General features: G+C 71.0%; 16 protein-coding genes and 2 pseudogenes. 14 read left to right on the forward strand and 4 right to left on the reverse strand.

What is annotated here, in order from left to right; all coding sequences use genetic code 11:
- Window positions 1-50: 50 nt before the first annotated feature.
- Window positions 51-152, reverse strand: a pseudogene (locus tag ABZ624_RS02655) (methyltransferase); the annotation flags it as partial.
- A gap of 105 nt (window positions 153-257) precedes the next feature.
- Here ABZ624_RS02655 and ABZ624_RS02660 point away from each other — a divergent pair.
- The 5 genes from ABZ624_RS02660 to ABZ624_RS02680 all read left to right on the forward strand — a co-directional run bounded on the left by ABZ624_RS02660 (window position 258) and on the right by ABZ624_RS02680 (window position 6,316).
- Complete coding sequence (locus tag ABZ624_RS02660; protein ID WP_360081773.1) at window positions 258-818, forward strand: YciI family protein; 561 nt, start codon at window positions 258-260, stop codon at window positions 816-818.
- 596 nt (window positions 819-1,414) lie between these two features.
- Complete coding sequence (argG, locus tag ABZ624_RS02665) at window positions 1,415-2,863, forward strand: argininosuccinate synthase (protein ID WP_360081775.1); 1,449 nt, start codon at window positions 1,415-1,417, stop codon at window positions 2,861-2,863.
- 117 nt (window positions 2,864-2,980) lie between these two features.
- Complete coding sequence (locus ABZ624_RS02670; protein WP_360081777.1) at window positions 2,981-3,937, forward strand: helix-turn-helix domain-containing protein; 957 nt, start codon at window positions 2,981-2,983, stop codon at window positions 3,935-3,937.
- A gap of 175 nt (window positions 3,938-4,112) precedes the next feature.
- Complete coding sequence (gap, locus tag ABZ624_RS02675) at window positions 4,113-5,126, forward strand: type I glyceraldehyde-3-phosphate dehydrogenase (RefSeq protein ID WP_360081779.1); 1,014 nt, start codon at window positions 4,113-4,115, stop codon at window positions 5,124-5,126.
- A 113-nt stretch (window positions 5,127-5,239) separates the two neighbouring features.
- Window positions 5,240-6,316 (forward strand): acyl-CoA desaturase, encoded by a 1,077-nt coding sequence (locus ABZ624_RS02680; protein ID WP_360081781.1) that lies wholly within the window; start codon window positions 5,240-5,242, stop codon window positions 6,314-6,316.
- A 58-nt stretch (window positions 6,317-6,374) separates the two neighbouring features.
- Here ABZ624_RS02680 and ABZ624_RS02685 read toward each other — a convergent pair whose 3' ends face one another.
- On the reverse strand, window positions 6,375-7,226 hold the full coding sequence (locus tag ABZ624_RS02685; protein WP_360081783.1) for a TSUP family transporter: 852 nt from the start codon (window positions 7,224-7,226) through the stop codon (window positions 6,375-6,377).
- A gap of 84 nt (window positions 7,227-7,310) precedes the next feature.
- On the opposite strand from ABZ624_RS02685, the gene ABZ624_RS02690 reads away from it, so the two are divergent.
- Both ABZ624_RS02690 and ABZ624_RS02695 read left to right on the forward strand, forming a co-directional pair.
- Window positions 7,311-8,105, forward strand: a complete 795-nt coding sequence (locus ABZ624_RS02690; RefSeq protein ID WP_360081785.1) for a helix-turn-helix transcriptional regulator — start codon at window positions 7,311-7,313, stop codon at window positions 8,103-8,105.
- Window positions 8,106-8,262: 157 nt separating this feature from the next.
- Window positions 8,263-9,714: a cytosine permease gene (locus ABZ624_RS02695; RefSeq protein WP_360081787.1), complete on the forward strand. Its 1,452-nt coding sequence runs from the start codon at window positions 8,263-8,265 to the stop codon at window positions 9,712-9,714.
- Between the two features lie 2 nt (window positions 9,715-9,716).
- Here the strand turns inward: ABZ624_RS02695 and ABZ624_RS02700 are convergent.
- Window positions 9,717-9,922 (reverse strand): annotated as a pseudogene (locus tag ABZ624_RS02700) (SAM-dependent methyltransferase); the annotation flags it as partial.
- A gap of 44 nt (window positions 9,923-9,966) precedes the next feature.
- On the opposite strand from ABZ624_RS02700, the gene ABZ624_RS02705 reads away from it, so the two are divergent.
- Both ABZ624_RS02705 and ABZ624_RS02710 read left to right on the forward strand, forming a co-directional pair.
- Entirely contained in the window at window positions 9,967-10,875 is a 909-nt protein-coding gene (locus ABZ624_RS02705) for a pyridoxal-phosphate dependent enzyme (RefSeq protein WP_360082167.1), read from the forward strand.
- Window positions 10,876-11,229: 354 nt separating this feature from the next.
- Window positions 11,230-11,895, forward strand: coding sequence for an acetate uptake transporter (locus tag ABZ624_RS02710; RefSeq protein ID WP_360081789.1), 666 nt, complete (start codon window positions 11,230-11,232; stop codon window positions 11,893-11,895).
- A gap of 277 nt (window positions 11,896-12,172) precedes the next feature.
- Here ABZ624_RS02710 and ABZ624_RS02715 read toward each other — a convergent pair whose 3' ends face one another.
- Window positions 12,173-12,523, reverse strand: coding sequence for a DUF1330 domain-containing protein (locus tag ABZ624_RS02715; RefSeq protein ID WP_360081791.1), 351 nt, complete (start codon window positions 12,521-12,523; stop codon window positions 12,173-12,175).
- A 280-nt stretch (window positions 12,524-12,803) separates the two neighbouring features.
- Here ABZ624_RS02715 and ABZ624_RS02720 point away from each other — a divergent pair, with 280 nt between their 5' ends.
- The 5 genes from ABZ624_RS02720 (at window position 12,804) to argS (ending at window position 19,150) form a co-directional block, all read left to right on the forward strand.
- On the forward strand, window positions 12,804-13,013 hold the full coding sequence (locus ABZ624_RS02720) for a hypothetical protein (RefSeq protein ID WP_360081793.1): 210 nt from the start codon (window positions 12,804-12,806) through the stop codon (window positions 13,011-13,013).
- A 448-nt stretch (window positions 13,014-13,461) separates the two neighbouring features.
- Window positions 13,462-15,372, forward strand: coding sequence for a molecular chaperone HtpG (gene htpG / locus ABZ624_RS02725; protein ID WP_360081795.1), 1,911 nt, complete (start codon window positions 13,462-13,464; stop codon window positions 15,370-15,372).
- Window positions 15,373-15,523: 151 nt separating this feature from the next.
- The gene (locus tag ABZ624_RS02730) at window positions 15,524-16,180 is read left to right on the forward strand and encodes a PAS domain-containing protein (RefSeq protein ID WP_360081797.1); all 657 of its coding nucleotides are present in this window, start codon (window positions 15,524-15,526) and stop codon (window positions 16,178-16,180) included.
- Between the two features lie 68 nt (window positions 16,181-16,248).
- Window positions 16,249-17,412: a DSD1 family PLP-dependent enzyme gene (locus ABZ624_RS02735; protein ID WP_360081799.1), complete on the forward strand. Its 1,164-nt coding sequence runs from the start codon at window positions 16,249-16,251 to the stop codon at window positions 17,410-17,412.
- Window positions 17,413-17,488: 76 nt separating this feature from the next.
- Window positions 17,489-19,150, forward strand: coding sequence for an arginine--tRNA ligase (argS, locus tag ABZ624_RS02740; RefSeq protein WP_360081801.1), 1,662 nt, complete (start codon window positions 17,489-17,491; stop codon window positions 19,148-19,150).
- Window positions 19,151-19,163 lie beyond the last annotated feature (13 nt).

Here is a 19,163-nt window from a genome sequence, read left to right on the forward strand (position 1 = left end):
CACACGGGCCCGCCGACTCGGGCGGCGGGCGCCGGACTTCGGTCACCGGTGAAGCCGTCGTAGCCCTTGGAGCCGACCGTCTGGAGTGTGGTGGCGGTCAACCGGGGGTGTTCCGCGATGAGTTCGGTGAAGCGGCGGACGCCCTGGAGCCTGGCGAGCAGGTCCAGCGAATCTGGAGGAGCGTGTCGGCCTGTCCATGGCTTTCCCGGAGCCAAAGCGGTTGAGGCGCTGCCCTGTGGTGGGGGAGGGTCTGGGTCATGGAGTTCTTCTGCTACCACCGTGATCGTTCCGGCTCCCTGCCCCTGCGCGGCGAGCTGCTGGAACAGCACTGGTCCTACATGGACCAGTTCGCCAAGGGGATGATCGCCCGCGGCCCGACCTTCGCTGGCGACGGGGAGACGCCCACCGGCAGTGTGCACATCGTCGACCTGCCGGACTCCGCGGCTGCCAGGGCCTTCGCCTTCGACGAGCCCAACTACCAGGCCGGGGTGTACCGGGACGTCCTGCTGCGCCGGTGGCGCAACATGCTGGGGCGCACCATGTGGGACTTCCCCGGCGGTCCGACGGACGGCAACCGCTACCTGGTGCTCGGCCTCGGCGCGGAGGAGACGGGCGACGCCGGCCTTGCCGTACCGTCGCCGTACCAGGGCGAGTTGATCGCGTACGGGCCCCTGTTGTCCGACGACGGCGCCACCTGGCTCGGCACGGCCGCGCTCCTCCGGGCCCCGGACCCGGATACGGCACGAGCCGTCCTGACTCCCGGCCGCTATGCGGAGGTTGACGTCCACGCGTGGACGTTCGGCGGCCGGCGGTCGTGAACGAGCCGCGCCCCGCCCGCCGATGCCGGCGCCGGGCGCAGCAGGTCATCGCGCCCCTGGTGCCCCCGCCCTCCCGGCCCGCACCCAGCGCTCGCCGGGCTCCCTGAGGAGGCCTCCCGCAGCGGTTCCATGCACGCGCACGCGCAGGCGCGGGCCATGTGCCAGGTCGGCGCGGGAGCGGCTCACGGCGGCCCGCACGCGGGCGCGCGGTGCGGCGGCGCCGGACTCGGCGAGCCGGTCCGCCCGGGTGAGCAGCCCGGGCGTGCAGGGCGGCGGTCCGTACGGTACCGGCGGTACGACGAAGACGGCCGCGGTACCGTCCGGCGCCGGCGGCAGGCCGGGCGGTCGTCCAGGTCATCCATGGCCGTCCAGGTCATCCATGAACAGTTCGGCTCGCGCGTCGGCGAGGGTCTTGGCCGCCGCGGGGCGCTGGCCCTGTGCTGGTCAGCGCGGTCTCTTTCATGACGAGTGCGGCGATGCCCGCAGGCGCGCTGGCGCTGCGCGGAGTGCGGCGCCTCGCTCCCGCCCCCCCAGGCCGCAGGCCGACGGCGAGCCCGCACTATGCATGGGCATGCGTAATGATGCATACTCTTCCCATGTCCAAGGTCCTCACTTCCCTTCCGGTCGGCGAGCGCGTCGGTATCGCCTTCTCCGGCGGCCTCGACACATCGGTCGCCGTCGCGTGGATGCGCGACAAGGGTGCCGTCCCGTGCACCTACACCGCCGACATCGGCCAGTACGACGAGCCCGACATCGCCTCGGTGCCCGGCCGCGCGACGACCTACGGCGCCGAGATCGCGCGCCTGGTCGACTGCCGCGCGGCCCTGGTCGAGGAGGGGCTGGCCGCGCTCGCCTGCGGCGCTTTCCACATCCGCTCGGGCGGTCGTGCCTACTTCAACACCACGCCCCTCGGCCGCGCCGTCACCGGGACCCTCCTGGTCCGGGCGATGCTGGAGGACGACGTACAGATCTGGGGCGACGGCTCCACCTTCAAGGGCAACGACATCGAGCGGTTCTACCGCTACGGCCTGCTCGCCAACCCCCACCTGCGCATCTACAAGCCGTGGCTGGACTCCGACTTCGTGACCGAGCTGGGCGGCCGCAAGGAGATGTCCGAGTGGCTGCTCGCGCACGGGCTGCCGTACCGCGACAGCACGGAGAAGGCGTACTCGACCGACGCCAACATCTGGGGCGCCACCCACGAGGCCAAGACCCTGGAACACCTGGACACCGGTGTCGAGACGGTCGAGCCGATCATGGGCGTGCGGTTCTGGGACCCCTCGGTCGAGGTCGCCCCCGAGGACGTGACCGTCGGCTTCGACCAGGGCCGTCCGGTGACGATCAACGGCAAGGAGTTCGCCTCGCCGGTCGAGCTGGTCATGGAGGCCAACGCCATCGGCGGCCGGCACGGCCTCGGCATGTCGGACCAGATCGAGAACCGGATCATCGAGGCCAAGAGCCGTGGCATCTACGAGGCGCCCGGCATGGCCCTGCTGCACGCGGCCTACGAGCGCCTCGTCAACGCGATCCACAACGAGGACACCCTCGCCCAGTACCACAACGAGGGCCGCAAGCTCGGCCGTCTCATGTACGAGGGCCGCTGGCTGGACCCGCAGGCGCTGATGATCCGCGAGTCTCTGCAGCGCTGGGTCGGTGCGGCGGTCACCGGCGAGGTCACGCTGCGGCTGCGGCGCGGTGAGGACTACTCGATCCTCGACACCACGGGCCCGGCGTTCAGCTACCACCCGGACAAGCTGTCCATGGAGCGGACCGAGGACTCCGCGTTCGGCCCGTCGGACCGGATCGGCCAGCTCACCATGCGCAACCTCGACATCGCCGACTCCCGCGCGCGGCTCGAACAGTACGCGGGCCTCGGCATGGTCGGCACCGAGCACCCGGCCCTGATCGGCGCGGCCCAGGCGGCCTCCACCGGTCTGATCGGCGCGATGCCCCAGGGCGGCGCCGAGGCGATCGCCTCCCGCGGAGAGGTCTCGGAGGAGGACGTGGCCCTGGACCGTGCCGCGATGGAGTCCGGCACCGACTGACACCACCAACCGCCGCACGCCCTTGGGCAGCGGGCCCCGCCGGTTCCCCTCCGGCGGGGCCCGCCGTCGTACGGCCTGCCCCCTCTCGCACCCTGTGACTCTCGTACCCTGTCCCCCGTGCCGTCACCCCGCCTGCAACGCGTCGCCGTCCTCGTGCTCGACGGCGCGAAGCCGCTCGACGTCGGGATCCCGGCCCAGGTGTTCACAACGCGGGCCAGCATGCCGTACGAGGTGCGGGTGTGCGGGGCGGCGCCCGGGCTGGTGACGGGCGGTGACGGGCTGTCGTACCACGTGGCCCATGGCCTGGACGCGCTGGCGTGGGCGGACATCGTCTTCATCCCGGGGTACCGGTTTCCCGACCGCGAGGACCCGCCACGGTCCGTCGTCGACGCCCTGCTCGCCGCCCACGCACGCGGCACACGGCTCGCCGCCATCTCGACAGGCGCCTTCGCACTCGCGGCCACGGGCCTGCTCGACGGCAAGCGCGCGACGACGCACTGGCATTACGCGCGGGCCCTCGCGGCGAAGCACCCGCTCGTCAGCGTCGACGAGAACGTGCTCTTCGTCGACGAGGGCAGCGTGCTGACGTCGGCCGGCGCCGCCTCCGGCATCGATCTGTGCCTGCACATCCTGCGCACGGACTTCGGGATCGCCGCGTCGAACCACGCGGCACGGCGCCTGGTCGCCGCCCCCTACCGCAGCGGAGGTCAGGCCCAGTACGTGCCGCGCAGTGTGCCCGAGCCGCTCGGCGAGCGGTTCGCCGCGACCCGCGAGTGGGCCCTGCACCGCCTCGGCGAGCCCCTCACCCTCACGGTGCTCGCCCGGCATGCCGCGGTCTCGCCGCGCACGCTCTCCCGGCGCTTCGTCGAGGACACCGGGTACACGCCGATGCAGTGGGTGATGCGCGCCCGCATCGACCTGGCCCGCGAGCTGCTCGAACGTTCGGAGCGCAGTATCGAGCAGATCGCGGCCGACGTCGGCCTCGGCACCGGCACGAATCTGCGCACCCACTTCCAGCGGATCCTGGGCACCACCCCGAGCGAGTACCGGCGCACCTTCACCCAGGGTGAGTAGCCGCCCGCCGGCCCTCCCGACCGCGGTACAGCGTTCCAGCCGGCGCTGGCGCGATCCTTGCGAACCATGGCGCTCGCGACATGGTCATGAGCGCGGGCGGCGCGCGACGCTGGTGGCGCACCGAAGAGAACCAGCAGAAGCCGCAGAAGCCGGCAGGACTCAGGGGACACCACTCATGACTCGCATCGCCATCAATGGTTTCGGTCGTATCGGACGCAATGTGCTGCGCGCACTGCTCGAACGCGGCAGCGCCCTGGAGGTCGTCGCCGTGAACGACCTCACGGAACCCGCCACCCTCGCACGGCTGCTCGCCTACGACACCACAGCCGGCCGGCTCGGCCGTCCCGTGACCGTCGACGGGGACGCCCTCGTCGTCGACGGCCGTCGCATCACCGTCCTCGCCGAGCGCGAGCCCGCGCAGTTGCCGTGGGCCGAACTCGGTGTGGACGTCGTCCTGGAGGCGACCGGCCGCTTCACGTCGGCGAAGGCCGCCCGCGCCCACCTCGACGCCGGTGCGCGCAAGGTGCTCGTGAGCGCACCGTCCGACGGAGCCGACGTCACGCTCGCGTACGGTGTCAACACCGACGCGTACGACCCGGCCCTGCACACGATCGTCTCGAACGCCTCCTGCACCACCAACGCGCTCGCGCCGCTGGCCGCCGTGCTGGACGAACTCGCCGGGATCGAGCACGGGTTCATGACGACGGTGCACGCCTATACGCAGGAGCAGAACCTGCAGGACGGTCCGCACCGGGACGCCCGCCGGGCCCGCGCCGCCGCCGTCAACATCGTGCCGACCACGACGGGCGCGGCGAAGGCGATCGGTCTCGTGCTGCCGAACCTCGACGGCAAGCTGTCGGGCGACTCGATCCGGGTGCCCGTTCCGGTGGGCTCGATCGTCGAACTCAACACGACCGTCGCACGCGACGTGACCCGCGACGACGTGCTGGCGGCCTACCGCACCGCGGCGCAGGGAACGCTCGCCGGCATCCTGGAGTACTCCGACGACCCGCTCGTGTCCTCCGACATCACGGGCAATCCGGCCTCGTCGATCTTCGACTCCGCCCTCACCCGCGTCGACGGCCGTCACGTGAAGGTGGTCGCCTGGTACGACAACGAATGGGGCTTCTCCCACCGTGTGATCGACACACTCGAACTCCTCACCGGTCAGGCCTCCCGGGAAGGCTGAGGTCAGCTGCTCGGCAGGGGGACACCACCCTGCGCGTCCTGGGGAAAGCCCCCCGTCCGGTCGGGGGTCTGACCGGATGTTACGGCCGAACGGGCGGGCAGAGACTCGACGGCATGACGATTTCCCCTCATGCCCCGGTCGCGGCCGAGGTGCCGGCCGCCCGTTCCCGTCCGTCCGGTTCCGCGGCCGGCAGCGACTTCGCCCGGCTGTCCCGGCGTATCACCGAGGCGGGTCTGCTGAAGCGGCGCCCCGGTTACTACACGGCACGGCTCGGTCTGGTGATCGCGCTGACGGTGGCGGGCTGGGGAACCTTCCTCGCGCTCGGTGACACCTGGTGGCAGCTGGCGGTGGCGGCCTTCCTGGCGTTCATGTTCGGTCAAGTGGCCCTGGTCGCCCATGACCTGGCACACCGGCAGGTGTTCCGGCGCGGCCGGCCGAGCGAGACATGGGGCCGGCTCTTCGGCAATCTCGGCATCGGCATGAGCTACGGCTGGTGGATGAACAAGCACACCCGCCACCACGCCAACCCCAACCACGAGGAACTGGACCCGGATGTCGCCCCGGACATCCTCGTGTGGTCCACCGCCCAGGCTCGCGACAGCCGTGGTCCGGCCCGCCTCATCGGCGGCCACCAGGCGTGGCTGTTCTTCCCGCTGCTGACCCTGGAGGGCTTCAACCTGCACGTCGCGAGTGTGCGCGCGCTGCGCTCGCCGGCCATGAAGCACCGGCTGCTGGAAGGCGGTCTGCTCTTCCTGCACCTCGCCGCGTATGTGTCCGCGCTCTTCCTCGTGCTCCCGCCCGGCAAGGCGGTGGCGTTCCTCGCCGTGCACCAGTGCCTCTTCGGTGTCTACCTCGGCTGCACCTTCGCACCGAACCACAAGGGCATGCCCACGTTCAGCGGTGACGAACGGCCCGACTTCCTGCGCCGCCAGGTCCTCACCTCCCGCAACGTACACGGCGGCCGGTTCACCGATGTGCTGCTCGGCGGGCTCAACTACCAGATCGAACACCACCTGTTCCCGAGCATGCCCACACCCCATCTGCGGCGGGCCCAGGCCATCGTGCGCGCGTACTGCGCGGAGATCGGCGTGCCCTACCACGAGACCGGCCTGATCCGGTCCTACCGCGAGGCCCTCACACACCTGCACCGGGTGGGCGAACCGATCAGGCGGCGGCGCAAGGCGTCCTGACGCCGGCCCTGAGCCGGGACACCCGCCGAGGCTCGTCGTCCGGCCGCGAGGACCCGCCTCAGCCCGCGACCAGCATCGCGAGCTCCGCGACGCCGAGCAGCGCGAGATACGCCCAGGCATAGGTGCGGTCGGGGATCCGGGGCGGCCGGCGTCGCAGCACCGCGATGACGGGCAGGGCGCCGACGAGCAGCGCCCCGGCGGCGCGGAGATCGACGAGGCCGACCAGATGCGGGGTGTGCCCGGCGACGGCCCCGGCGTCCGTGCCGGTCAGCGAGAGCGCGGTGGCGGGGAGGGCGATGGCGAGGGTGAGGGGGTTGGCCAGGGCGGTCGCCACCCGCATCGGGTGCCCGGCGCGTCGTAGCGCGGGGACCGTCATGACGCTGCCACCCACACCGAGGAAGGCCGCCACCGCGCCGATCGGCGCGCCGAGGACGGCGGGCAGCGGCCGAGGCACCGCGCGGACCGCTCCTGCCCGAGCCTCGCGGGCCTGCTCCACCCGTCCCTCGCCGCTCTCCCCGGCCGGTCCGCGCCGGCGCAGGAAGCCCGGGCGCAGCAGCAGGTCGACGATGGTGAGAGCGACGTACGCGACGAAGCCCCAGTGGGCCTGGCCGGCCGGGGCGTGGCGGGTGGCGAGCGCACCGGCCGCGGCCCCGACCGCCAGCAGGAGCAGCAACGTGCCGCTGCCGCGCAGGGCGGACAGGACGCGCCGGGGCGTGACGGCCGTGGCGAACCCCGCGTTCACCAGCATCACCAGAGCCGAGGTGGCGGTCGCCACCCGTATCGCGTCCGCGCCGAGTACCGCGTTCGCCCACATCACCACCGGGACCGCGACGAAGCCGCCGCCGAACCCGAACAGGACCGTCGTGAGCCCGCACAGGAGCCCGATGCCAAGAAGCGCCACATCATTCACAGGGCCACCTCACCAGCAGCGACGAGGTGCCCGCATGCGATGCCCGGCACCATTCCTTCGAGACTCGGCCCCTACAGTGGCCGCGTGAAGAACGTCTCCCTGGATGACCTCGACCATGTGGACCGGGCCGTCCTGCCCATCGGCACCGACTACCCGTCCGGCCATGTGCTCGACTGGCACCAGCACCGGCGCGCGCAGTTCCTGTACGGCGCGACGGGCGTGATGGTCGTGGACACGCCCGAGGGCACCTGGACCGTTCCGCCGGAGCGAGCCGTGCTGATCCCCGCCACCACCCGGCACCGCGTCCGCATGCTGGAGGTGAGCACCCGAAGCCTCTACATCGAGCCGGACGCCGTGCCCTGGTGGCCGGCCAGCTGCACGGTCGTGGACGTTCCGCCGCTGCTGCGTGAACTCCTCCTGGCCGCCGTCGAGTTCGAGGCCGACTACGGCCTCTCCGGCCGGGAAGGCTGCGTCGTGGCGCTCCTCCTGCACGAGATCGCCGCGCGCACCCCGCTGCCGTTCCACGTGGCGATCCCCGCCGCCGCCGACCTCGCGTCGATCTGCCGGGAGTATCTGGCCGCCCCGGACGCCGGTGTCACCAACGCGGCATGGGCCGCGCGGGCCGCCCTGAGCGAACGGGCCTTCACCCGGCGTTTCCGCGCCGAGACCGGCGAGAGTCCGGCGGTCTGGCGCACCCGCGCGCGTCTGCTCGCCGCGGTGCCGCTGCTGCGTACGGCCTCGGTCACCGAGGTCTCCGGCCGCCTCGGCTACGCCTCTCCCGCCGCGCTGACCGCCGCTTTCACGCGCGCTTTCGGCCTGCCCCCGTCCCGCTTCACCGCGAGCCACCGCAACGGCGGCGGCACGGCCCGCCAGGACTGAGCCAGCCTGCGCAGCCGCTTCCAGGGCGCTCCAGCCGGTCGGAGAGGTCCGCTTCCCGTTCCGTATCCGCCGCCGTATCTCCGTACGCACCACTCGTCACGCCGTCCCCGACGGAGAACAATGTGTCCCAGAGGCAGGCCGGACCGCGGGAGGCGTCATGAGCACATCAGCTGAGCCAAGGGTGTCCGGCCTCGAGGTCCGGTCCATCGACTACGTCCCCCTGGACGAGCGGCACGGCAAGCTCTGGCACCTGGGACCGCTGTGGTTCATGTCCAACGCCCAGATCGCGACCCTGGCCGTGGGACTGATCAGCATCACCGAGGGCGGCAATCTGATCTGGTCTCTGCTGGCCATCGTCGCCGGCACCGTCCTCGGCACCTTCTTCATGGCCTTCCACTCGGCGCAGGGACCCCAGCTGGGCCTGCCGCAGATGATCCAGTCGCGCCCCCAGTTCGGCTATGTCGGAGCCCTCCTGGTGTGGCTCTTCGCGTATGTGCAGTACGCGGGGTTCAACGTCTTCAACAGCATCCTCGCCGCCGACTCCCTGCACACCACCCTGCACGGCGGCGTCAAGCTGTGGGTGGTGGTGGTCACCGTGGTCGCGCTCGTCATCGCGCTGGTGGGCTACGACATCATCCACAAGGCCGAGCGGTTCCTGACGTACACCTTCCTGATCATCTTCGGGATCTTCACGGTGGGCGTCCTCGTGACCCTGCACTATCCGGCGGGCTCCTTCGACCTCGGCGCCTTCAAATGGACCCCGTTCCTCGCACAGTTCGGCGTGGTCGCCGGCTACCAGATCAGCTGGGCCATCTATGTCTCCGACTACTCGCGCTATCTCCCGCCTGACGTGACGGTCCGTAAGACCTTCTACTGGACGTACTTCGGCTCCGCGCTCGGCGGCATCTGGCTGATGGTCCTCGGCTCGCTGCTGGCCGCATGGGCGGGCAAGAACTTCGACACCATCACGTCGATCAACGCGGCCGGGGACAAGGTGTTCGACGGCTTCGGCGCGATCGTGCTGCTCTTCTCCGCCCTTGGCCTGGTGTCCGTCACCGCGCTGAACATGTACGGCGGCTCGCTGACCCTCATCAGCGGCATCGACTCGTTCAAACGGGTCCGGCCGACGCTGGCCGTACGACTGCTCACCCTCGGCCTGACCGCCGCGCTCTCCCTCATCGGCGCACTGGCCGCGACCGCCAACTTCCTCACGAACTTCAACAACTTCCTGCTGCTGGTGCTCTATCTGTTCATCCCGTGGACTGCCGTGAACCTGATGGACTACTACGTCGTACGCCGCGGGCACTACGCCATCGCCGAGATCTTCAACCCGCACGGCATCTACGGCCGGTGGGGCTGGCACGGCATCATCGCGTACCTGGTCGGCTTCGCCGTCATGGTTCCCTTCTTCTCCGTCGGCACCCTGTACGTGGGCCCCGCCGCCAAGGCGCTGGGCGGCGCCGACATCTCCCTGTTCATCGGCCTCCCGGTCTCCGCGCTGCTGTACTGGTGGCTGACCCGCTCGATCGACGTGGCCGCCGAGACACGCCTGGCCCAGGCCGAGGCGGAGGCACTGGAGCAGGCCGCACACGAACACCGCGAGCCCTGACCACGGGCGGCCGGGTCGGGCTGCGGCTCGCTGATGACGCAAGGGCGGAAGCCGGCGGTGGCGAAGGCATCGGTCATCGCGTGCAACGGCCTGCGCCGGAACTCTGGGCCACGAAAGGGTGGTCCACCGACGCGATCAGCCGGCCGCCGGGCCTGCGCACGCGCCGTATCTCGGCCGGCGTCGGCCCCCAGCCCAGGTCGACCACGTGCCACGCCTCGGCGAAGCTGTCCTGGTCATTCGCCCGGACCGGACCTGCAGAGCAAGGCGCTCGGCGGGTCGTGGGCGGTCCACCGCGTCCTCGCCGAACGGGCCGCCGGTGGCATGCGGACCGACCCGGTCACCTTCGTCACCGCCACCGACGGCAACCACGGCCGAGCGGTGGCCCGCATGGCCCGCCGGCACGGGCAGCACGCCCACGTCCTCGTCCCCCAGGGAGTGCATCCGCGGGCGGTCGCGGCGATCGTCGACGAGGGGGCGAAGGTCACCGAGGTTCCGGGGCCGTACGACGAGGCGGTACGGCGTGCGGCCGGGGCGGCTGCCGCGCCGGACGCGGTCCTGGTCCAGGACACCGCCTTGCCGGGGCATGAGCGGATCACGGAGTGGATCGTCGAGGGGTACTCCACCCTCTGCGCGGAGCTCGACGAGCAGTTGGCGGCCCAGGGAGTGACGGACGGGCCCGACCTCGTCTCCGTACCGGTGGGCGTGGGTTCCCTGGCCCAGGCCGTCATCACCCACCACCGCAGCCGCGGCTTCGGATCCGCTCCGGCGCTGCTGGCGGTGGAGCCCGAGGCCGCGGCCTGTGTCCTCGCCGGCCTCACCCGGGGCGAGGCCGTCGGCGTCACCACCGGAGAAACCGCCATGGCCGGCCTGAACTGCGGCACACCGTCGCGTCTGGCCTGGCCGCACCTGCACGGCGGGCTGGACGCCGCCGTCGCCGTCCCGGACTCCGCCGCTGCCCGAGCGGCCGCCCGTCTCGCGGCTCTCGGTGTCTCCTCGGGACCCTGCGGGGCGGCGGCACTCGCCGGCCTCTATGCCGCGCTCACCGGAGCGGGCGCCGATGCCCGCCGTACGGCACTGGGGCTCGACACCACCTCGGTGGTCGTGCTGCTGAGCACCGAGGGCGCGTCCGCCAACCCCCACCGCTCGCCTGGAAGTCCCTGAACTGAACCAACGCACCCGAAACGAAATCCGTGCCGGCCGCTCGTCCCAGGAGGAGGCCGGAGGCATGCTGACCCATCTCACAGCCGCGCTCGGCGTCGTACTGATCGGGTTCAGCCTGGTCGTCGCGACCACGGCAGGCTGACCCGCCCACACCGCGCACCGCATGTGTCCGGCGCGGGCTGACAAACGAGCCCGGAAAGGGCTAACGAATGCGACAAATGGGTACTTTCCGTAAAGGTAGACGCAGGCGGCATATAAGTGTCGTCAGCCCGCCTCGGGGTTCCGACCAGCATGCTCACGGGCTCGGCGAGCGTCGGCTGCTGGTCCTCTGCTCTGGTCGAAGGGATGCCGGACATGAACGAGGACACGAGGAACCTCCACCCGGAGCGGTCACTCGCGGACAGCCCGCGCCCGACGGTGGCGGGCGACCCGGCCCCGCTGGGCCTGGCTGGCTTCGCCCTGACCACGTTGCTGCTCTCGATCGTCAACACCCACCTGCTGCAGGAGCCCGCCGCCATCGTGCCGGTGCTGGGCCTCGCCGCCTTCTACGGCGGACTCGCCCAGTTCGCGGCCGGTCTGTTCGAGTTCCGCCGTGGCAACACGTTCGGCGCGACGGTGTTCGTCTCGTACGGGGCCTTCTGGCTGACCTACTGGTGGGTCGCACCGCGCCTGGCACTCGCCGGTGACGCACACAACGCGCTCGGCCTGTTCCTGCTCGGGTGGGCGATCTTCACGGCCTACATGGCGGTCGCCGCGCTGCGGGTCAGCCTCGCCGTCCTGCTGGTACTGGTGCTGCTCGTGCTCACCTACCTCTTCCTGGCCATCGGCGCCTTCCAGACGGGAGCCGAGCCGCACGCCATGACCCAGGTGGGCGGATGGTTCGGCATCGCCACGGGACTTGTCGCCTGGTACGCATCGGCGGCGACCGTCATCAACGAGACCCACGGCCGCACCCTCCTGCCCGTCGGACACCGCCGGCCGGGCGCGGCCCCGCCACCACAGGACGAGAGCCTGGCCTGAGGCGCTGCGGGCGGGTGGAGCAGGTCGGGCGGGTGGAGCAGGTCGGGCGGCCGGAGCATGCGGGACGTGCGGGGCGGCGTGGTCGGCCCGGCCCTCGCCGGTGACGAGATGCCCGGCGGCGTTGTGATCGGGGCCGCCGAGCGCTCGGTCGAAGGTACGGATGTCTGCGGCGGCGCCGTGAAACCTGCTCGGGTTCGTCAAGACCGACAACGACGCCCTCCTGTCGTGCCCAGGCACCTGGTCGACACCGAGTCGATGCGCGCACTCGTCGCCGAACCTAGCCGTGGTCGGCGAGGGCCTCCAGCATGGTCTGTGCGGTGACCGTCGCGTCGTAGTCCTCGCTCACGCCCGGCACGAGGATGATGTCCCCCTCGATGTGCCGGGAACGCAGCGGGGCGATGGCCTGGTACGCGTCGGAGTCCCACCAGGCCCGCGCCTGGGCGATCGACGGGAAGCCGATCACGACGACGTGCCCGGGCCAGGATCCCTCCTTCACCTCGTGCGGAGTGCCGTGTACGAGGAACCGGCCGCCATAGGGCTCGAAGGTGGCGGTGACCCGAGTGATGTACTCGGCGATCTCCGGGTGCGGGGTGGCTTCCTGGAGGTGAGCTATCGCGTAGGCGGACATGGGGTCCTTCCTGGTCGGTCGGCTGTGGCTGTCCGCCATCCTGCCGTCTGGGCGCACTGTGGGCGATGACTTTCCAGGTAATGCGAGCCGGGGGAGGGCGGAAGGCAGCTGCGCGTACGCAGCGCGAAAGTACGGCAGGGAGGCGGGTGTTGGTCATCGGCACGGCCCGGCAGGCGGGAATGTGGAGACAGGGCCTGGCGACCCGGGCGGAGGTCGCGGACGACGAGGCGGGCAGCGCTGAGGCCGTCGTGTTCGTGCACATGGGCTGCGCGGAGGGCGCATGTGGGACGCGCAGTTCACCGTCCTGGCAGCGGGCTACCGGGTGATCCGCTACGACTGGCGGGGCCGGGGCGCCTCCGGGGACGTGTCGGGGAGTTCGCCCACCATCTCGATCTGGTCGCGCCGGTGGACGCCGACGCGTGCGGTGTCCAACGGGCCGCGGTCGTCGGCGCGTCCGACGGTGGCCGGATCGCGCTGGACGCCGCGCTGACCGGTTCCGGACCGGTTCCGGCGCTTGTCCTGACCGCCCCCGGCCACTCGGGGCACCAGTGGCCGCGGACGAGGGTGGACCGGGCCCGGCGGCGCCTGTACGCCGCGGTCCCGACGGAGCGGTGTTGTGCCCCGAGGTGTGGCGGCGCGCTGTGGAGAGGGACCGGCTGGCCCGGCACCGGATCCGGAGCGGGCCACGCGCCACCGAACTGCTCCCGCGGCCCGCGGCCCGCGGCCAGGGAACGCCTCGCCGAGGTGACGACCCCGCGCACAGCACATCGAACTACGCCGCTGACCGAGCACCTGGCGTAGAAGGGGAGCCGGTGCACATCCCCCTCGCGGGGTCGGGATCCAGCCACCGATGCCGTATCGCCGCAGACTCCTGACATGGTGTTTTACAGTGGCTGGCAGCAGTTTCCGGCGATAACACCTGTGAGGAACACGCGAACATGCCGACTGAAACACTCGAGTTTCAGGTGGAGGCCCGTCAGCTGCTGCAGCTGATGATCCACTCGGTCTACTCCAACAAGGATGTCTTCCTGCGGGAGCTCGTCTCCAACGCCTCGGACGCGCTGGACAAGCTGCGTCTCGAGAAGCTGCGGGACGACTCGCTGGACGCCGATGTGTCCGATCTGCACATCGAGATCGACATCGACAACGACGCCCGCACCCTCACCGTGCGGGACAACGGCATCGGGATGTCGTACGACGAGGTCGGACAGCTCATCGGCACGATCGCCAACTCCGGCACCGCGAAGTTCCTCCAGGAGCTGCGCGAGGCCAAGGACGCGGCCGGGGCCGAGGGGCTCATCGGCCAGTTCGGCGTCGGCTTCTACTCCGGCTTCATGGTGGCCGACGAAGTCACCCTGGTGACCCGGCGCGTCGGCGAGAGCCAGGGCACCCGCTGGACATCGCGCGGCGAGGACACGTACACGCTCGAGCCGGTCGACGACGCGCCGCAGGGCACCTCGGTCACGCTCCACCTGAAGCCCGCCGACCCGGACAACCAGCTCCACGACTACACCTCCCCGTGGAAGATCCGGGAGATCGTCAAGCGGTACTCGGACTTCATCACCTGGCCGATCCGGATGGTCCCGGAGAGCTCTTCCGGCCAGGGCGACGAGACACCCGAGCCCGAGACGCTGAACTCGATGAAGGCCCTGTGGGCGCGCTCGCGCGACGAGGTGTCCGACGACGAGTACCACGAGCTGTACAAGCACATCGCCCACGACTGGCGCGACCCGCTGGAGACGATCCGGCTGCAGGCGGAGGGCACCTTCGAGTACCAGGCCCTGCTGTTCCTCCCCGAGCACGCGCCCCACGACCTGTTCACCCGGGACTTCAGACGTGGCCTGCAGCTCTACGTCCGGCGGGTGCTGATCATGGACGAGTGCGAGGCGCTGCTGCCGCCGTACCTCCGCTTCGTCAAGGGCGTCGTCGATGCGGCCGACCTCTCGCTCAACGTGTCCCGCGAAATCCTCCAGCAGGACCGCCACATCGAGATGATGCGACGACGGCTCACGAAGAAGCTCCTGTCCACGGTCAAGGACATGATGACCAAGGACCAGGAGCGGTACGCCACGTTCTGGCGGGAGTTCGGCACCGTCCTGAAGGAGGGACTGGTCACCGACGCGGAGAACCGCGAGGCCATCCTCGCCCTCGCGTCCTTCGCGAGCACGCACCACGACACCGAGCCGACCACGCTCAAGGGTTACGTGGAGCGGATGAAGGACGGGCAGGAGGACATCTACTACCTCACCGGCGAGTCCCGGCAGAGCATCGAGAACTCCCCGCACATGGAGGCTTTCCGGGACCGGGGCATCGAGGTGCTGCTGCTCACCGACCCCGTCGACGAGGTGTGGGCCGACGCCGTCGGCGAGTACGAGGGAAAGAAGCTGCGGTCCGTCGCCAAGGGGCAGATCGACCTCGACGCCAAGGGTGAGGACGAGGGCGACGGTGAGGGCGAGAGGAAGAAGCAGAGCGAGGAGTACGCCGGACTGCTCGGCTGGATGAAGGAGCAGCTGAACGAGGACATCAAGGAGGTGCGCCTGTCCTCCCGCCTCACCGTCTCCCCGGCCTGCGTGGTCTCCGACGCGAACGACCTCACCCCGGCGCTGGAGAACATGTACCGCGCCATGGGCCAGGAGGTACCCCGCGCCAAGCGGATCCTGGAGCTCAACCCGGACCACCAGCTGGTCAAGGGCCTCAACCAGGCGTACAAGGAGCGCGAGGACCGCACGGAGCTGACCGAGACCGCCGAAGTCCTGCACGGCCTGGCGGTGCTCGCCGAGGGCGGCCAGCCGAAGGACCCGGCCCGCTTCGTCAAGCTGATGGCGGACCGCCTGGAACGCGCCCTGTAACCCGGTTCCGCCGGACATCGGCGGCCTGCCCGGCTCCCCGGGCAGGCCGCCGACCGCTTACGGCCCCGGCGGCTGGACAAACACGGAGTCTCATCTAGACTGATCATCCAGAGATGGACAATCAGTCCAAGGTCTTGGTGGAGGGCTTCCCGTGGACGAGGTGGCACAGGGTGCGGCAGCCTCCGCCGAGGCCGACGAGCACCTCATCCGCGAGGCGGAGAAGATCGCCGTAGCGCTGGGCCGCATGTTCCCGGGGCTGTGCGAAGTCGTCCTGCACGACCTGCGGGATCCGCGGCACGCGATCCGGGCGATCGAGAACAACCTCTCCGGCCGCCGGGTCGGCGACTCCGCCACGGAGCTGGGGCTGGCCCGCATCGAGGACCCCGACTATCCGAGCGTCATCCAGAACTACCCCAACCAGTTCCCCGACGGCCGCCCGGCCAAGAGCACGTCCATCGGCATCAAGAACGCCACGGGGCAGTACATCGCGGCCCTCTGCCTGAACCTGGACGTGTCCGTCCTGTCCCCGGTGACCCTCGCGCTGTCCAACCTGGTGGCCACGGAGACCGAGCACCGCGAGCAGGCCCTGGAGACCCTCCGGGACCGCAACACGCGGGCACTGCGCCGGGCGGTGGAGGCCCATGCCGCGGAGCGCGCCGCGACCCCCAGGTCGCTGAGCCGGGACGACAAGAAGGCCCTCGTACGGCAGTTGCAGCGTGACGGCTACTTCGACTCCCGCGATGCCGCCCAGAACATCGCGGACCTGCTGGGCGTGTCCAGGGCCACCGTCTACAACTACGCGAAGTAGGGGCGGCACTGCACGACCACCGAGCGTGCGGCGCGCCCGTCCGAACCCGAAGAGGCTGGACTCCCACCGTGAACACCGCTGTGCACACCCCAGTGACCCTGGCCGACCCGGACACCCCGTTCGCCGTCGTCGACATCCACCCGATGCGGCGCAACATCGCACGCCTCAAGGACCGGGCCGACGGGCTCGGGGTCACCCTGCGCCCGCACGTGAAGACAGCCAAGAGTCTCGACGTCGCCGCCCTCCTGCACTCCGGCACGCCCTGCCCGGTGACGGTCTCCACACTGGCGGAGGCCGAGGCGTTCGCCGACGGCGGCTACACCGACATCACGTACGCCGTCGGCATCGACCCCCACAAACTTCCGCGCGTCGTCGCGCTGTTGCGCCGCGGCGTCACCCTGCGCCTGCTGCTCGACAGCCCCGAGCAGGCGACGTTCGTCGCCGAGGCCTCCCGCCGGGCGGGCACCCCGCTGCCCACCCAGATCGAGATCGACTGCGACGGCCACCGCGGCGGACTGAGGCCCGAGGACCCCGCGCTCCCCGAGATCGGCCGCCTCCTGCACGACGCGGGCTGCCTGGACGGCGTCCTGACCCACGCGGGCGAGTCCTACTTCGCCCACACCGCCGAGGAACAGCGCCTGGCGGCGAGGAACGAACGCGACACTGCCGTCGCCGCCGCGGAACGGCTGCGCGCGGCCGGCCTGCCCGTGCACATCGTCAGCGTGGGCTCCACGCCCACCGCCCACGCCGCCGAGGACCTCACCGGCGTCACCGAACTGCGCGCGGGGAACTACGTCTTCTTCGACCTGGTCATGGCCGGGCTGGGGGTCTGCCGGGTCGAGGACATCGCCCTGTCGGTGGTCGTGACCGTCATCGGTCACCGCCCCGAGTACGGATGGATCCTGACCGACGGCGGCTGGATGGCCATGTCGCGCGACCGCGGGACCGCCGCGCAGGCACAGGACCAGGGCTACGGCCTGGTCGCCGACCTCTCCGGCCACCTCATCCCGGGCCTGGTCATGACGGCCGCGAGCCAGGAGCACGGCACCCTCACGGCCCGCGACGGCGCCGACCTGCCCCACCTGCCGGTGGGCACCCGCCTGCGCATCCTGCCGAACCACGCCTGCGCCACCGCGGCCCAGCACCGCGGCTACCACATCGTCGACGGCACGCGCCGCGCAGACCCGGCACCGGCGATCGAGCACGTCTGGGAACGTGTCACCGGCTGGTGAGCATCGGCCGCACACCGCCGTCGCGCCCCCGAAAATCGATGTCATGTACGGCACCGGCTCCGCTAGCGTCGGCGACGTGACTCCAGCAGATCTCGCGGCCGTCATCTCCGACGGCATCCACACGGCCATCCATTCCGGACGCATCTCGGCGCAGGTGCCCGAGGAGATCCGTGCGGAGCGCCCGCGTCACCGCGGTCACGGCGACTACTCCACCAGTGTCGCCCTGCAGCTCGCGAAGTCCGCGGGCCTGCCCGCCCGCGCCGTCGCCGAGGTACTGGCGCCGCTGGTGAGCGCGGCCCCCGGAGTCGCCAAGGCCGAGGTCGCAGGCCCCGGATTTCTGAACATCACGCTGGAAACCGCGGCGATCGGCGCCCTGGCCCGGGACATCGTCCTGGCCGGCGACGCCTACGGCCGCTCCGACCGGCTGGTCGGCCTGCGGCTCAATCTGGAGTTCGTCTCCGCGAATCCCACCGGGCCGGTACACATCGGCGGAGCCCGCTGGGCGGTCGTGGGCGACGTCCTCGCCCGGCTGCTCGAGGCCGCCGGCGCGGACGTGTCGCGGGAGTACTACTTCAACGACGCCGGAGTGCAGATCGACCGTTTCGTCCGCTCCCTGCTCGCCGTGGCGCACGGCTCGCCGGTGCCCGAGGACGGCTACAGCGGCGCGTACATCGAGGAGATCGCGGCGGCCGTGCTGCGTCGGCGACCCGACGCCCTGGACCTGCCCGGGACCGAGTCCTTCGCCGTGTTCCGGGCGGTGGGCACGGAGCTGATGTTCGACGAGATCAGGACATCGCTCGACGCGTTCGGAACCCGCTTCGACACCTACTTCAACGAGAAGGACCTGCACGACCAGGGGGACCTGGACGCCGCCGTCAGGCGACTGCGCGACGGCGGCCACGTCTTCGAGCAGGAGGGCGCGGTCTGGCTGCGCACCACGGACTTCGGCGACGACAAGGACCGGGTCCTGGTCAAGCGCGACGGTTCCTGGACGTACTTCACCGCGGACTGCGCGTACTACCTGAACAAGCGGTCCCGGGGGTTCGAACGGGTGGTCATCATGCTCGGTGCCGACCACGCCGGCTATGTGGGCCGGATGCGGGCCATGGCGGCCTGTTTCGGCGACGATCCGGACCGGCATCTGGAGATCCTGATCGGCCAACTGGTCAATCTCGTCAAGGACGGCACACCGGTCCGGATGAGCAAACGGGCGGGTACGGTCCTCACCCTCGACGACCTGACCGAGGCGGTCGGCGTCGACGCCGCCCGGTACGCGCTGGCGCGGGCCAGCGTGGACGCGGTGATCGACCTCGACATCGACCTGCTGACCCGCCAGTCGAACGACAACCCGGTCTATTACGTCCAGTACGCACACACCCGGCTGTGCTCCGTCCTGCGCAAGGCGAAGGAAGCCGGCCTCGGCAAGGGCGGCCCGGAGGACTTCGACCCGGCTCTGCTCAGCCATGGACGGGAGGCCGACCTGCTGGCCACGCTGGCGGAGTTCCCGCAGGTCGTGGCCACCGCGGCCACCCTGCGCGAGCCACACCGGGTGGCGTACTACCTGGAGGCGCTGGCGGGGACGTACCACCGTTTCTACGACGCCTGCCGGGTCCTGCCGCGGGCCGGCGAGGCCCCGGACGACCGGACCCGGGCCCGGCTGTGGCTGACGGATGCGAGCAGGCTGGTCCTGTGCAACGGGCTGCGGCTGCTCGGCGTCTCGGCACCGGAACGGATGTAGAAGCGCCCGCAGC

This window comes from Streptomyces sp. NPDC007205, assembly GCF_040634095.1.
Lineage (GTDB): Bacteria > Actinomycetota > Actinomycetes > Streptomycetales > Streptomycetaceae > Streptomyces.

Excerpts from the sequence above, each read along its gene's own strand:
- argG (WP_360081775.1), top strand. The coding sequence starts at position 1,415 with ATGTCCAAGGTCCTCACTTCCCTTCCGGTCGGCGAGCGCGTCGGTATC.
- ABZ624_RS02710 (WP_360081789.1), top strand. The coding sequence starts at position 11,230 with ATGAACGAGGACACGAGGAACCTCCACCCGGAGCGGTCACTCGCGGAC.
- ABZ624_RS02695 (WP_360081787.1), top strand. The coding sequence starts at position 8,263 with ATGAGCACATCAGCTGAGCCAAGGGTGTCCGGCCTCGAGGTCCGGTCC.
- ABZ624_RS02715 (WP_360081791.1), bottom strand. The coding sequence starts at position 12,523 with ATGTCCGCCTACGCGATAGCTCACCTCCAGGAAGCCACCCCGCACCCG.
- gap (WP_360081779.1), top strand. The coding sequence starts at position 4,113 with ATGACTCGCATCGCCATCAATGGTTTCGGTCGTATCGGACGCAATGTG.
- ABZ624_RS02660 (WP_360081773.1), top strand. The coding sequence starts at position 258 with ATGGAGTTCTTCTGCTACCACCGTGATCGTTCCGGCTCCCTGCCCCTG.
- htpG (WP_360081795.1), top strand. The coding sequence starts at position 13,462 with ATGCCGACTGAAACACTCGAGTTTCAGGTGGAGGCCCGTCAGCTGCTG.
- ABZ624_RS02720 (WP_360081793.1), top strand. The coding sequence starts at position 12,804 with ATGTGGGACGCGCAGTTCACCGTCCTGGCAGCGGGCTACCGGGTGATC.
- ABZ624_RS02680 (WP_360081781.1), top strand. The coding sequence starts at position 5,240 with ATGACGATTTCCCCTCATGCCCCGGTCGCGGCCGAGGTGCCGGCCGCC.